The sequence below is a fragment of the Bacillus sp. LJBS17 genome (genome assembly GCF_019334685.1).
In the GTDB taxonomy this organism is placed as follows: domain Bacteria; phylum Bacillota; class Bacilli; order Bacillales; family Bacillaceae; genus Bacillus; species Bacillus subtilis.
On sequence record NZ_CP079759.1, the window covers coordinates 4,151,522 to 4,165,516 of the forward strand.

17 protein-coding genes and 2 pseudogenes are annotated in these 13,995 nt (G+C 38.8%); 13 read left to right on the forward strand and 6 right to left on the reverse strand.

Going from position 1 to position 13,995, the window contains the following annotated elements; all coding sequences use genetic code 11:
- Window positions 1–34 precede the first annotated feature (34 nt).
- From KXZ66_RS21425 to KXZ66_RS21435, 3 genes are all read left to right on the forward strand, one after another.
- The gene (locus KXZ66_RS21425; protein ID WP_161621085.1) at window positions 35–913 is read left to right on the forward strand and encodes a LysR family transcriptional regulator; all 879 of its coding nucleotides are present in this window, start codon (window positions 35–37) and stop codon (window positions 911–913) included.
- Window positions 914–926: 13 nt separating this feature from the next.
- Window positions 927–1,370, forward strand: a complete 444-nt coding sequence (locus tag KXZ66_RS21430) for a GNAT family N-acetyltransferase (protein ID WP_021481090.1) — start codon at window positions 927–929, stop codon at window positions 1,368–1,370.
- 82 nt (window positions 1,371–1,452) lie between these two features.
- Entirely contained in the window at window positions 1,453–1,932 is a 480-nt protein-coding gene (locus KXZ66_RS21435) for a DUF2798 domain-containing protein (protein ID WP_219144748.1), read from the forward strand.
- A gap of 24 nt (window positions 1,933–1,956) precedes the next feature.
- Here KXZ66_RS21435 and KXZ66_RS22730 read toward each other — a convergent pair.
- From KXZ66_RS22730 to KXZ66_RS21445, 3 genes and pseudogenes are all read right to left on the reverse strand, one after another.
- A pseudogene (locus tag KXZ66_RS22730) lies at window positions 1,957–2,099 on the reverse strand (LysR family transcriptional regulator); the annotation flags it as partial.
- A gap of 7 nt (window positions 2,100–2,106) precedes the next feature.
- Complete coding sequence (locus tag KXZ66_RS21440) at window positions 2,107–2,769, reverse strand: MBL fold metallo-hydrolase (RefSeq protein ID WP_125121022.1); 663 nt, start codon at window positions 2,767–2,769, stop codon at window positions 2,107–2,109.
- A 172-nt stretch (window positions 2,770–2,941) separates the two neighbouring features.
- Window positions 2,942–3,394, reverse strand: a complete 453-nt coding sequence (locus KXZ66_RS21445) for a MarR family transcriptional regulator (protein ID WP_003226875.1) — start codon at window positions 3,392–3,394, stop codon at window positions 2,942–2,944.
- Between the two features lie 119 nt (window positions 3,395–3,513).
- Here KXZ66_RS21445 and KXZ66_RS21450 point away from each other — a divergent pair, with 119 nt between their 5' ends.
- Both KXZ66_RS21450 and KXZ66_RS21455 read left to right on the forward strand, forming a co-directional pair.
- Window positions 3,514–3,954 (forward strand): GNAT family N-acetyltransferase, encoded by a 441-nt coding sequence (locus KXZ66_RS21450; RefSeq protein ID WP_125121021.1) that lies wholly within the window; start codon window positions 3,514–3,516, stop codon window positions 3,952–3,954.
- Between the two features lies 1 nt (window position 3,955).
- Window positions 3,956–4,558, forward strand: coding sequence for a YczE/YyaS/YitT family protein (locus tag KXZ66_RS21455; RefSeq protein WP_072173947.1), 603 nt, complete (start codon window positions 3,956–3,958; stop codon window positions 4,556–4,558).
- Between the two features lie 66 nt (window positions 4,559–4,624).
- Here KXZ66_RS21455 and satA read toward each other — a convergent pair whose 3' ends face one another.
- Window positions 4,625–5,146 carry a streptothricin N-acetyltransferase SatA gene (gene satA, locus KXZ66_RS21460; protein ID WP_077670822.1) on the reverse strand — a complete coding sequence of 174 codons (522 nt, stop codon included), beginning with the start codon at window positions 5,144–5,146 and terminating at the stop codon, window positions 4,625–4,627.
- Window positions 5,147–5,543: 397 nt separating this feature from the next.
- Between satA and KXZ66_RS21465 the strand changes: the two genes are divergently transcribed.
- The 3 genes and pseudogenes from KXZ66_RS21465 to KXZ66_RS21475 form a co-directional block, all read left to right on the forward strand.
- Entirely contained in the window at window positions 5,544–5,900 is a 357-nt protein-coding gene (locus KXZ66_RS21465; protein WP_021481096.1) for an MmcQ/YjbR family DNA-binding protein, read from the forward strand.
- A 160-nt stretch (window positions 5,901–6,060) separates the two neighbouring features.
- Window positions 6,061–6,627, forward strand: a complete 567-nt coding sequence (locus KXZ66_RS21470) for a dihydrofolate reductase family protein (protein WP_219144749.1) — start codon at window positions 6,061–6,063, stop codon at window positions 6,625–6,627.
- Window positions 6,628–6,868: 241 nt separating this feature from the next.
- Window positions 6,869–7,049: pseudogene (locus KXZ66_RS21475) on the forward strand (DUF255 domain-containing protein); the annotation flags it as partial.
- Between the two features lie 71 nt (window positions 7,050–7,120).
- Here KXZ66_RS21475 and KXZ66_RS21480 read toward each other — a convergent pair.
- Window positions 7,121–7,852 carry a hypothetical protein gene (locus KXZ66_RS21480; RefSeq protein ID WP_153257174.1) on the reverse strand — a complete coding sequence of 244 codons (732 nt, stop codon included), beginning with the start codon at window positions 7,850–7,852 and terminating at the stop codon, window positions 7,121–7,123.
- 110 nt (window positions 7,853–7,962) lie between these two features.
- On the opposite strand from KXZ66_RS21480, the gene KXZ66_RS22735 reads away from it, so the two are divergent.
- The 5 genes from KXZ66_RS22735 to KXZ66_RS21500 all read left to right on the forward strand — a co-directional run bounded on the left by KXZ66_RS22735 (window position 7,963) and on the right by KXZ66_RS21500 (window position 12,931).
- Entirely contained in the window at window positions 7,963–8,370 is a 408-nt protein-coding gene (locus tag KXZ66_RS22735) for a recombinase family protein (RefSeq protein WP_257475326.1), read from the forward strand.
- A gap of 54 nt (window positions 8,371–8,424) precedes the next feature.
- Window positions 8,425–8,823, forward strand: coding sequence for a recombinase family protein (locus tag KXZ66_RS22740; protein ID WP_250622522.1), 399 nt, complete (start codon window positions 8,425–8,427; stop codon window positions 8,821–8,823).
- 137 nt (window positions 8,824–8,960) lie between these two features.
- Window positions 8,961–9,833 carry a hypothetical protein gene (locus KXZ66_RS21490; protein WP_103803380.1) on the forward strand — a complete coding sequence of 291 codons (873 nt, stop codon included), beginning with the start codon at window positions 8,961–8,963 and terminating at the stop codon, window positions 9,831–9,833.
- 261 nt (window positions 9,834–10,094) lie between these two features.
- The gene (locus KXZ66_RS21495; RefSeq protein WP_103803381.1) at window positions 10,095–10,703 is read left to right on the forward strand and encodes a transglutaminase-like domain-containing protein; all 609 of its coding nucleotides are present in this window, start codon (window positions 10,095–10,097) and stop codon (window positions 10,701–10,703) included.
- Between the two features lie 158 nt (window positions 10,704–10,861).
- Window positions 10,862–12,931, forward strand: coding sequence for a thioredoxin domain-containing protein (locus KXZ66_RS21500; RefSeq protein WP_219144750.1), 2,070 nt, complete (start codon window positions 10,862–10,864; stop codon window positions 12,929–12,931).
- On the opposite strand, the gene KXZ66_RS21505 is transcribed toward KXZ66_RS21500, so the two are convergent.
- Window positions 12,928–13,827 carry a CPBP family intramembrane glutamic endopeptidase gene (locus KXZ66_RS21505; protein ID WP_103803391.1) on the reverse strand — a complete coding sequence of 300 codons (900 nt, stop codon included), beginning with the start codon at window positions 13,825–13,827 and terminating at the stop codon, window positions 12,928–12,930. The genes KXZ66_RS21500 and KXZ66_RS21505 overlap by 4 nt on opposite strands.
- Window positions 13,828–13,995 lie beyond the last annotated feature (168 nt).

A 13,995-nucleotide genomic window follows, 5' to 3' on the forward strand; every position in this document is an offset into this window, starting at 1 on the left:
TTCATGCTTATATGTAATAAAGGAGGGATGATAATTGGAATGGGAACAACTTGAATATTTTCAAACACTGGCCCGAATGCAGCACGTCACGAAAGCCGCAAAAAGCCTCTCCATCACACAGCCTGCGCTTTCACGCTCTATCGCCAGGCTGGAAAATCATTTGGGTGTGCCGCTATTTGACAGGCAAGGACGATCCATTAGCTTAAATCAATACGGACACATTTTTTTGCGGCGGGTTCAGGCGATGATGAAGGAGTACACCGAAGGAAAAGAAGAAATCCAAGCCTTATTAAAGCCAGACCAAGGCGTAGTCTCTCTCGGTTTTTTACATACATTAGGCACCACGCTCGTGCCCGATCTCATCGGCTCCTTTCAGCAGGAATACCCCAACATTGCCTTCCAGCTGAAGCAAAACCACTCTTATTGGCTGCTTGAACGATTAAAATCCGGGGATCTGGACCTCTGTCTCCTCGCTTCGATTAAGCCTGAAGATCCGATCCAATGGATCAAGCTGTGGAGTGAAGAACTCTTTGTATTTGTGCCAAATGATCACCCATTAGCCAGTCGCGAAAGCATTACCCTGAATGAGATTTCCGGGGAGCGTTTTATTTTATTGAAAAAAGGCTACGCGCTTCGGATGACGGTCGATGAGCTGTTTGAGAAGGCCAATATACAGCCGAACATTATGTTTGAAGGAGAAGAAGCAGCTACTGCCGCAGGTTTTGTGGCAGCCGGTCTGGGCATATCTATTCTCCCAGACCTGAAAGGCTTAGACCAAAGCAAAATCACCAAAATCCGCGTCAGCTGGCCGGAATGTCAGCGTGTCATAGGAATTGCCTGGATAAAAGGCAGGTTTTTATCACCGGTTGCTGAGACCTTTAAACAATATGTGATCAGCCATTTTTCTGAGTAGGGAGGATTCAAGCATGAATATCAAAAAAATCACGTCAGAACAGGATTTACATACAGCGTTTGAAATCAGAAAGGCAGTATTTGTAGAGGAACAAGGCTGTCCCATTTCGGATGAATTCGATGAGTTCGATACACTCCACGGTGACTGCCAGCACATCCTGGCTTATCATCAGAATGTACCTGTGGGCACTGCACGTGTCCGTATCGTTGGCCACACGGGGAAACTGGAACGAATCTGCATTCTGAAGCCTTACCGCAAATTCGGTTTGGGAAAAGTGATCGTCGATGCATTAGAACGTATTGTGAAAGAACAAAGCATTTCTGCCTTCAAACTGCACGGCCAGACACAGGCGGCAGGCTTTTATGAAAAGCTCGGCTATCAGACTGCATCAGAAGAATTTATGCTGGACGGCATTCCGCATGTGCTGATGACAAAACAAGACGATTCTGCTTTATAGATTGTTCACAAATTTGTCACTTATGAGCATGAACGGTTCATTGGTATACTAATCACCGATTATGGAGAGAAGGAATGATTGTATGCCAGCAAATAAAAAAGAGGGTCTTATATTTGGCGTGATGATGTGTTTTGGAATGGTCTGCGTCATGTCGATTTACAATGCCATCATCAACGGAGCCATTCATGATTTTTCACTGGTGACCGTTTTTGAAATGGTCATCGGTTTTATGGTCGCCCTCCTGTTCGATTTACTGTTAGTGGGCCCCCTCGCCAAGAAGATTGCATTCCGCATGCCGTTCGACAAGACTAAAAGAATTTATGTCATCCTTGCCATGTCAACTTGTATGGTGATTGGCATGGTACTTTGTATGTCTGTGTTCGGTTTAGTGACAGCGGTTCTAGCAAATGGGCTGAACAGGGACAGCCTCTTCAGTGCTTATCTTATGATTGTGTTGAAAAATTTCATCCTGGCCTATCCATTGCAATTACTGATTATGGGCCCATTAGTCAGAGGGATTTTCATGAAATTTGTAAAACCAAAGCTCACAGCCGCAATTTAAATAGAATAGGAGTGAGCCTGACACTCACTCCTTTTGCTCATGAATCGAATGTATAACAAGCTCCGCAAAAGCCTCTGCAGCAGGCAGCTGCCATTTTTTCTTTTTGGGTGTGAGTAAATCGGATCGAGGGCTTCAACATGCTGGAGATTTTTCAGCTTATGTTTTTCACTTCCATTAATCCCTATACCTTACCACATAGTTTTTATACAATTCTTCGTTATAAAGGATTTCTTCGCCATGTGAAGAGCAAATGAGCGTTGGTTTGATTTGATCTATGATTGAGCCGCTATCGATGTTCTCATTTATATCAACACTGAATCTTCTTATAGGTGGGTGTAAATCCTCCTTACTTGTGATAAAAAGGTCGCCCGTTAATAGCGTACGATCGATTTTATGATAATACACGACATGCCCCGGCGAATGGCCAGGTGTTAAATGGTATTTCAGAGGCAGGTGAGCAAGCGTTTGCTCCGTCATCGACTGGACAATATGGGCTACCCCTGTGTTCTCCACTTCATTTTTGTTCGGATATGGCTCTTCCCCATTGATGTACTTTAGTTCTTTCTGGTGGGCATAAATCGGAATATCAAATCTCTCTAACCATTTTGATGCACCTCCGATATGATCACTGTGGCCATGGGTAAGCAAAATGGCTTTTGGATCGCCGATCGCTAACGCTGCCCTAATTTGAGCATCAGCAAAACGTTCTATTCCCGTATCAACAATATAAACATCATCACCATCTTTGATAAACCAAGTATGAACCGGAATACGAAGAGGCACATCAAGCTCAAATTCACATTGATAGACATGTTCTGATAGTTGTCTCAAGTTCACGCAAACCACTCCCTTTGGAGATTTTTTTGATAGTTCAAAAGAAAACAGAAGTGAACGGCCGATTTTCAAGGCAGATTATCTTGAAAATTGTCCCACACTCCAGCGGACTGGAATTCTTGAGGAGGAGACGCCGATTTTCGCCAGCATCAGCTCAACTTGTTAACGTTGTCCATTAATAATCCCTTTTGTTCCCCTTCTTCACATATTCCCAATCACGTTCTATATTCTTCCTCACTCTATGAAGGAGTGCAGAAATGGTTTCCTTTTCCTCTGAAGTAAAACCGGACAAGGCCACTTCCGTGGAATGTTCTCCTTCTCTTCTTAACAATGGATATACCTTTTTCCCTTTCTCAGTCGGGAACAGTTTTTTTATTTTTTTATTTTGCTCATCCGGCAGTTTTTGAATAAATCCCTGCATTTCCAGCTTCTTAATGGCCCGCGCGGCCGTTGTCCGATCCACTTTTATCATTTCCGCCAATTTTTCTTGAATAATTCCCGGATTTTCGTATATACGTACGAGATAGAGATACTGCCCTCTTGTTAAGTCCAAATCTTTAAATTCGATGTTGCTTATGGAATCCAACGCTCTTGCTATCATGCCGATCTCACGCAAAATATCATTCATTCCTAAAACCCCTCACGTATTTTTGTTGCAATTACAACAAAAATGTTTTAACCTTACTATTATAAGACCACATGCATGCTGTACAGTCCAGACTAATATCAGAAAAGGATTGATTCATAATGAATATAAAAAGAATAACAACTGAAGCTGATTTACATGCAGCTTTGAATATTAGAAAGACGGTTTTCATTGAGGAGCAACATGTATCGGAATCCGAAGAGTTTGATGAATTTGATACGCTCCAGGAACAATGCCAGCATGTCTTGGTATATCATGAGAATCAGCCTGTCGGCACGGGCCGTGTGCGCATCGTTGGCCATACAGCAAAGCTGGAAAGAATCTGCATCCTAAAACCTTACCGTAAGTACGGATTGGGGAAAGTCATCGTAAGCGGGTTAGAAGAAATCATAAAAGAAAAAGGACTGACTGCATGTAAGCTGCATGGTCAAACACAAGCAGCAGGCTTTTATCAAAAACTGGGCTACCAGATTTCTTCACAGGAATTTATGGAAGACGGCATCCCTCACGTCCTGATGACAAAAGAAATATCGCGGATTTAACATGAAATATATTTTTTACGGATTAGGCATACTTATATTAAGTTTGGGCATTTCCTTAACCATACAATCAGGACTGGGCACATCACCCTTCGATGCCCTTTTGGTTGGTCTGTCAAAAGAAGTCGGTCTTACCGTAGGAAGCTGGGAGGTCCTTATTTCTGTGATCCTCTTAATCTGTAACGCTATATTAACGAGAAAAAAACCTATTCTGCTGGGCTTGATTACAGCATTCATTACTGGAATAGGCATTGACCTATGGTTGTTTGTTGTAAAAAACACTCTCTATCTAAACGCGTTATTAAGCAAACTGATTTGTTTCGGAATTGGTTTGGTGCTCATCGGTCTTGGAACAGCCATCTATCTTCAGACGAAATTCGCATCAACACCAATCGATCATTTAACACTCATTATCCGAGATCTCTCCAAAAGAACAATCTTGTTTTCAAGAACATTGGTATACGCTCTTTTCTTAGTATTAGCCATCGTCTTTAAAGGCCCTATCGGCATCGGAACCCTATTAACCGTCTGTTTGGGAGGAATGCTCCTTCACGTTTTTATGCCTATTGTGGAAAAACAATTCTTATCAAAGAATAGAAGGGGTTAAAAAACCTCTTCTTTGAAAAACGAAACGCAAAACAAGCTACGTTTCGTTCAATAATTTTATGATAAATTAAAATTTATAGTACCAAAAAATCGCAATTTCATTTGCTGTTGGAAGATTGGAATAAAGCATCGTATCAACTGCACCTATTATAAATTGATGTTTGGCATAAAAATGACAAGCTGAAACATTAATATCTTGTGTTTCAAGCATAAGACCACAAAAGCGATTCTCCTTTGCCCACTCAATCGCTTTATGTAATAATGCTGTTCCAACGCCTTTTTGTCTATAGTCTTTTGCAACGGCAATGTCCTCTATTAGTGCATACCCATTCCAGTTAGAACGAATCTTAATCCGGCCTATGCAGTTGTTTTCAACATAATATAAAAAAACCGCTTTTCCCTCTTCTTCAACATAACTAACAGCCATTTCATCATCTTCATATTGTTTAAAATAAGGTTTAGAAAATCGTTCCTCAGTATATGTCCAAACACCGTTTTCAAAAGCAGGTATCATTCTCCCAAAAACAACGAGAGGTTCATTTGGTTTATTGAAATCTTTCATATTCAATTTAGTCATTTTAATGATCATATCAATCCCCGCCAATCGAGATAATATTTAGTAAACTCGTTTCGATACTATTCAATAACAGCTTCCAAAAGAGAACAGCACTAGGTAAGGCATCCATTACCTTATATATTTCACTATCTTAATGAGGTATTTCAACAGAGGCTTGTGGTACAGTAAAAAGGAATAGAAACAAGAGAAAAGAAGATGAACCTATGCCCACTAACAATAAACTCAATGAGAAATATCATACTTCCTTCAACTCGCCCACAACCCTGTTGACTAGTATCCGTGGAGAGAGGAAGCTTTGACACAGCTTCTGCCATTGATGACATCTCTATTGAAGTATCCAAAGGACAACCAAGGATCGCTCTTTGACTTTTTCAAGAAGAAAGTAGAGTGAATAAAGGAGTGATTGAGTATGTTAACAAGAGAAGATATCTTTAAACACGTCAAAGAAAAATACGGTACATCGCCTGATTACCCGTGGGAGAAATACCCAAACTATGCTTCTTTGAGACATACATCAAACAAAAAATGGTACGGTCTTATCATGAATGTTCTCCCAGAAAAATTAGGCTTAGATGGTCATGGCGAAATAGATATTCTAAATCTAAAATGTCCCCCTGAAATAAGTGATAGCTTAAGAAACGGGGAAAATATCTTACCCGGATATCATATGGATAAGGAACATTGGATTTCAATTGTTTTAGAACGGACAGATCCAGAAGGCGAAATCTATAACTTAATCGAGCAGAGCTTTCATTTAACCAAGTGAAGATAAAGAGTGTTCCTGCTAATCAAGCTGCGAAGAGTAGTGGGCACTTTCATTTTAGGATACTGTTCTTCACTCTGTCCACAAACGCCAACTTAGTTCATCTGGTGCGAGAGTGGGAGAAGAATTTCAACCAACTTCTTAAGTAAAAGGATGAATAGTTATGACAAATAACTTAAAACAGAGAAGAATCATTTTAGATTTAGCAGTTACTTTAGATGGTTTTATTGAAGGGAAAAATGGAGAAGTTGATTGGTGCATTATGGACCCTGATATGGGGTTTACTGATTTTTTAAATCAAATTGATACTATTTTATATGGCAGAAAAAGCTACGATTTATGGGGACAATATATCCCAAAAAATGAAGACCCTGATACAGAAAAGGAACTTTGGAAATTGGTTCATAGTAAAAAGAAATATGTTTTTTCCAGAACACAAAATGAGATTGATAATCAAGCCATATTTATAAATGATAATATCCTTGAAGAAGTAAATAAATTGAAGAAAAATCCTGGTAAAGACATCTGGCTATATGGTGGAGCGAGTCTCATTACAACTTTTATAAATTTGGGGCTTGTTGATGAATTTAGATTATCTATTCACCCTGTTGTTTTGGGAGAAGGAAAACCGTTGTTTATTGATGTAAAACAGAGGATAAATTTAAAAATGGTGAATACAAGAACATTTTCCTCTGGCGTTGTGCAAATCGTTTTTCATTGGAATGGCTAACATTGTAAAGTAACACTCGACAGTAATCCTTCTTATTGAACTAAAGGGGAATCCATAAATAATGGGTTCCCCTTAATATACTATGGAATTATCAATATCAAATTTTCTGTAATAAAAGAGGATTGAAAAGGACGATGTCTCCTCAATTAACATCATTAAGCATTATAGTATATTTTCTTCTCCCTCTTTTAAGTAATCGGCTAAGTTTTGTATTTATAAAAAAACGAAAGAAGGTGATCCAATGCCTACTAACAATAAACCCAATAGATTAATCGCTGAGAAATCTACTTATTTTACTTCAACATGCTCATAACCCTGTGGACTGGTTCCCTTGGGGAGAAGAAGCATATGAAAAAGCGAAACGCGAAAACAAGCCGGTTCTGGTCAGCATCGGTAGTTCGACATGTCATTGGTGTCATGTTCGTATAGCTACCTTTAAAAATAGACAAGACAATCTTCAAATTTGATTATCTTGTCTTGATATTAATTGCAGTTATTTTTTATTTTTGCTGATAAACTCATATACCAATGAAGTCTGTAACTTATAAAAACTTGAAATCTCTATTTTACTAATTTGATCAACTTTAATAATAAATTTTGTTTCCCAGGTTTTAAAGTTAGTATCATTATACGTTATTTTTAATTCTAACTCAGGAAAACAGTCTTGCTCCTCAAGGCGACTTAAATAATTGATCATAATCAAGAAATAACTTGGTAATTTAATGCCTATACTTTCGCCAGGCAAGATTAGATCACTTCGCCTTATATATGGTGTCGTTCGAAAAAAACCACTGTAGGAGCCATCATCATTTACATCCAACAGATCATAAGTAATTCCCAAATGTTTGTCTAAATGATTATCAGTTAATTTAAGGTGAATTTCTCTCTTCTCATCTATTAACTCTTCTAGCTTTTCTCTAACTTTTTCATTATCAATAAGTTTATAACTATACATTATATTGATTGCTGATGTACTCCCATAGTTGAAAATAGGTAAAGTCGTATCTGCAAATTTGTCATCTAGCCTCTTGTCATCTACCCAATCATAAGTAATTCTAGGTAATTTTAAGTCAAGGGGTTTAATTCCAGGTGCAATTACTGGTTCTCGTTGTTTTTTAAATTGATGAATTTGAATCCAAATTGATGCGATTGCAACAATTACCGCTAATAAAGATATTAAAGATGCTACCCAATCAAAGTTTTCTTTTCCACAATAACCAATCAATTGTATACCTCCTATTATTATTCACTTATGCCAAGTTCGTGTAGCTACACAGTTTATCATTCGTTATTATAGTATTATATGACATTATAGGAATAATAGGGTGATATGCTGTGGAACTAAAAAACAAAATCAAGCGAGTAGCCATTTATCTAAGAAAGTCACGAAATAAAGAGGGCGAAGAAACAGAAGAAACCTTGGCAAAACATCGAAAAAGACTTCTTGATATTGCTCATAAAAACAATTGGCAGTATGAAATATTCCAAGAAGTTGGGAGTTCAATGGATGAAATGCGACCTGAATACCAAAGGATGATTAACAAACTCACAGATGGCATATTTGACGCTGTTTTGTCAGTTAACTTAGCACGAGTTACAAGGGATGATGCAGAAACACCTAAATTCATGAACCTTTTACGCCAAGATGACATACTCTTCGTCACTGATAGTGAAAGAGTTTATGATCTTGAAGTACAAGAGGACTGGCAAGCATTAAAATTTACAGGGTTCGTTAACAATTAGGAGTACGAGAATATAAAAGCCCAACTAAGAAAAGGAAAAAAGGACAGTGCAAAAATGGGGCGCTGGTCAAATGGCAAACCCAACTACGGATATATTTATAACCGTTTGGAAAGAAAATTGGAAATTGATGAAGAAAAAGCAAAAGCTGTAAAGCTTGCATTTCAAATGACTATTGACTGCATAGGTGCTGATAATATCGCAGTAAAATTAAATAAATTGGGATACAGAACAAACAATGGGAAGTTTTTTCACGGTCAAAGCATTGTCAGAATGATTCGATCCGAGATATATAAAGGATGGATTGTTGCTAATCGGTTGAAAGGAAGAAATAAAACAAACGGAAAAATAAGACCACAAGATCAGTGGATTGTTGTTAAAGATGCTGTTAAACCCTGCATTATAGACGAAGATACATGGGACAAAGCAAACAAAGCTGGTCACTTAATCAAATAGCATCCTTTTTCCAACTTCCTTTGTTTGTTGTAGAGCATAAAGTAAAACACTTGAATCTTTTATCACCAGAAATGCATTTAACCGAAAACAAATTAATAGTTCTTAATTCATAAAATAGGAAATGGGTGTATTTCAATATGATTTGGCTTGTTGGGCTTGATTGGAGCATTCAATGGGGAACCATTTTTACAGTTGCCGGCACACTCACCGCCGCTTTTTTAGGACAAGTTTTTTCTCATCGTTACTCTCAAAAAAGGGAAGAAATTAAACAAAAGAAAGAAAGTTTTCAAAATCTATACTCCCCTGTAGTTTTCAAAATATTGAATTATTTAGAGTTAGAAAGAGAAAAACAAAACATTATGTTTATCAAGGAACTGGACGAAACAGAGTTTATTGAGCGATATCAAGATGATGAATTATATAACCCAAGCATAGAATTCAAAGAAATTTTAGAAATTGTAGGTTTGAACTTAAAGTACGGAAGTCTAGAACTTATAAGGGAGTATCAAGAAACATTATCAATTGCTAAAAGAACGGAAGCATTTGAAGGTCATTGTGGGACTCATTTATATTTTTGCGGTGTATTTATTTCAGATTATATTAACCTAAGTAAAGAACTCGGCGTATACTCACAAACAATGGAAACTTCCACTGAGGGATCCTTGCTATTATCCAGATTAGAAACACTAATCACCGCAATTGGTGGTACTAGAGTGTTTGTGGAATTTTTACCTTGGTTTTTTAATGCAATATCTAGTATTGATAAAAAAGATAAATATCTTATAAGGGTTATGGAACTCTACCTACAATACTCAAAAGTTAAAACCAAGAAAGCCCGTCATAATTTAAATATAAGAACATGTAAAACACTCATTGATATCGGCAAAGATTTTGTTGATCTATATGAATGGGAATATGAGGTTTGGGTAAAATTTGTTAAAGCGATTCAGCCCATAACTAATTTAAATGCTACATCAGACACTAACAAAGATTATCAAACAGGTTATTAAAAAAGTATAAAAAGGTATACTAGACATTACACTAATTAATAAAAATGAAAGAAGCATGTGCGTGTAACTACCCAAGCTAGCTATTGATGTCATTACATATTTTAAGGCAGAGAACTAATCATAATTTGTATTTCACTTTTTTAAATGCACTCTATAAATATTCAAACTATGCTTTTTAGTAATCTCTTTTTTTCTTCTTAATATATTTCCAATCATGTTCTATACTGTAGTATCATCCGTTACAATATGGGGAGTGAAGAAATGAATTTGACATGTGAATCAAAAAACTTTGATGATTATTTACTTGAACTAAATGAAGTTGATTATTCTAATCCTATTATTTGTGCACTTGCAAATGAACTTTTCAATCCTTTGCAGACAGAAATAGAAAAAGTAAGAATAGCCTATGAATTTGTTCGAGATGAAATTTCCCATACTTGGGATACTCAATCAAAACGAGTAACTTGTAATGCTTCAGAAGTATTAACCTTTAAAGAGGGAATTTGCTATGCAAAGTCAAACCTATTAGCTGCCCTATTGCGCTCAGAAGGAATACCGACAGGCTTTTGTTATCAGCGTTTAATGTTGTTTAATACGCCAGATAAAGGATATTGTATTCACGCATTAAATGCTGTATTTTTTCATTCACTTAATAAATGGATTAGATTAGATTCTCGCGGTAATAAAATAGGAATTGACGCTCAATTTTCACTTGATAAAGAGAGATTAGCATTCCCAATTCGACAAGAATTTGATGAAATTGACTATCCTTTGATTTATGTAAGACCACATCCAAAAACAATTGCAGTTTTAAAAGAACATAAAGATGCCATCGAGATGTATAAATATCATTTACCCGAAAGAATATAATTGTTTATTATATTAAGACCTTAGGGCTTCAGATTCCTGAAGAATTCCTCTTCTATACTTAATGAAGCCTTTCACGAAATCAAAAAAGAATAAAATACATCATATTATGGAAAAATAAATTCGAAAAGATCATTTGTTTTATGAAAGAAGGTGATCCCATGCCCACTAACAATAAGCCCAATAGATTAATCGCTGAGAAGTCACCATATCTCCTCCAACACGCCCACAACCCTGTGGACTGGTACCCTTGGGGAGAAGAAGCATTTGAAAAAGCAACACGCGAAAACAAGCCGGTTCTGGTCAGCATCGGTTATTCGACTTGTCATTGGTGCCACGTGATGGCCCACGAAAGCTTTGAAGACGAAGAAATCGCGCGTCTTCTCAATGAACGGTTTGTGGCGATTAAAGTCGACCGGGAAGAGCGGCCGGATGTGGATTCTGTTTATATGAGAATCTGCCAGCTGATGACCGGGCAGGGCGGCTGGCCGCTGAATGTGTTTATCACGCCTGATCAAAAGCCGTTTTACGCGGGTACATATTTTCCAAAGACGAGCAAATTCAATCGTCCCGGTTTTGTTGATGTGCTTGAGCATCTGTCTGAGACGTTTGCGAACGACCGCGAGCATGTCGAGGATATTGCGGAGAACGCCGCTAAACATTTGCAGACCAAAACAGCCGCCAAATCAGGCGAAGGCCTTAGCGAGTCAGCGATTCACCGGACATTCCAGCAGCTTGCCAGCGGGTTTGATACGATCTACGGCGGTTTCGGGCAGGCACCGAAATTTCCGATGCCCCATATGCTGATGTATTTGCTTCGTTATCATCACAATACGGGGCAGGAGAACGCTCTATACAACGTGACGAAAACGCTGGACAGCATGGCGAATGGCGGCATTTACGATCATATCGGCTATGGGTTCGCCCGCTATTCGACCGATGACGAGTGGCTCGTTCCCCACTTTGAAAAAATGCTGTACGACAATGCGCTGCTGCTGACCGCTTATACAGAAGCCTATCAGGTCACGCAAAACAGCCGCTATAAAGAGATTTGTGAGCAGATCATTACGTTCATTCAGAGGGAAATGACTCATGAAGACGGAAGCTTTTTCTCGGCTTTGGACGCGGACACAGAAGGAGAAGAAGGAAAGTACTACGTGTGGTCAAAGGAAGAGATTCTAAAAACGCTCGGAGACGATCTCGGAACGCTGTATTGCCAAGTGTATGACATCACTGAAGAAGGAAACTTTGAAGGCAAAAATATTCCTAACCTCATTCACACAAAGCGAGAACAAATCAAAGAGGATGCCGGGTTAACCGAAAAAGAGCTCAGCCTCAAACTCGAAGACGCAAGACAGCAGCTCTTGAAGACACGCGAGGAAAGAACCTATCCGCATGTCGATGATAAAGTGCTGACCTCATGGAACGCGCTGATGATCGCGGGTCTTGCGAAAGCGGCAAAGGTATACCAGGAGCCGAAATATCTCAGCCTAGCGAAAGACGCCATCACATTTATTGAAAACAAATTAATCATCGACGGCCGTGTGATGGTCCGATATCGTGATGGCGAAGTGAAAAACAAAGGCTTTATCGACGATTACGCTTTTCTCCTATGGGCTTATCTGGATCTCTATGAAGCTTCGTTTGATCTTTCTTATTTACAAAAAGCGAAGAAACTGACAGACGATATGATCAGCTTATTTTGGGATGAGGAGCATGGCGGATTCTACTTCACCGGACACGATGCAGAAGCCTTAATCGTACGGGAAAAAGAAGTGTACGACGGCGCCGTGCCTTCCGGAAACAGTGTGGCAGCAGTTCAGCTGCTGCGTCTCGGGCAAGTCACAGGCGACTTATCACTGATCGAAAAAGCGGAAACAATGTTTTCCGTGTTCAAGCCAGACATAGACGCGTATCCAAGCGGCCATGCTTTCTTTATGCAAAGTGTGTTAAGGCATCTAATGCCTAAAAAAGAAATCGTGATTTTTGGCAGCGCAGACGATCCAGCCAGAAAACAAATTATAGCGGAGCTTCAAAAAGCCTTTAAGCCCAACGACTCCATTCTGGTGGCAGAGCAGCCCGAGCAATGCAAAGACATTGCGCCATTTGCAGCAGACTACCGCATCATAGACGGCAAAACAACCGTGTATATTTGTGAAAACTTCGCCTGCCAGCAGCCGACAACAAATATTGAAGAAGCGATCCACACATTAATAAGCAGCAGGGATTAAGACCCTTGCTGCTTACTTTTTGATTTCTTATGGTACCATAAAGCGATCCCCGCAAACACAAGGTTGACCGCTATCGTAAAGAAAGCCTCCCACATCGGGTTCCCCCGCGTAACGGTAAACAGAGAAGGAATTCCTCCATACACACTGTTTTTTTCTGTAATAAACGTACACAAAAACATATTATTCGCGGCATGGGCGCCAAGTGATATTTCGATGCTTCCAGTTTTAATCGTGTAATAGGTCCACACAAAACCAAATGTTAAATACTCAATCCCTGCCCAGACAGCGCCGTTGTTCATTTCTGGATTCGCAAAATGCAATACGCCAAACAATCCTCCGACAATCAGTGTCAAAAATAGAGGATTTTTCGTCAATCTCCCGAAAGCTTGAAGCAAAAATCCCCTGAAAAACAGTTCCTCAGCTGATGTCTGAATCGGAACCAAAATGAGGGCAGCCGCTAGCAGCCAGATAAATCGTGATGCATCAAAGGCTTGCATTGAATAATTGTCTGGATGAATCACAAAATCAATCAATTGTACGGCGATCATCAGCAAGAAATAAGCAATAAAACCAAAGGAAATTCTCCGCCAATTCATCTTTGAATTTGGTGTAATCACAGTTCGGAAAGGCCGCTTCAAAATAAAGCGCACAGCCAGCCAAACTCCCGGAATGGCGAATAAATAAATCACATGGGACAAATAAAGATCTACGAGGGGATCACTCAGCACAGCTTCATCCAAATCAAACGTGATATTGGGATTCACAATAACCGTGAACAATATAGCGAAAAGGTAAGCTATATTCCCGAATACATATAACCCTACCATCACCAAAAAAGCGAAAAAATATCTCCACAACGTATTGTTTCCTTCTATAGGACGGATAAATGAATTCATTCCTTCTATGTCTCTTCCTTTCAATGAGAATATTACTATATATTTGCATAAATTGGTCTATGAATCTACTGTTTTGGAAATCTTTTAAGCAAAATTAAAATATAAAGTGTGAATTTAGTTCTTCCATCTAGTGATTTGAACTCTGTTGCCAATGAACCAAGATACTTA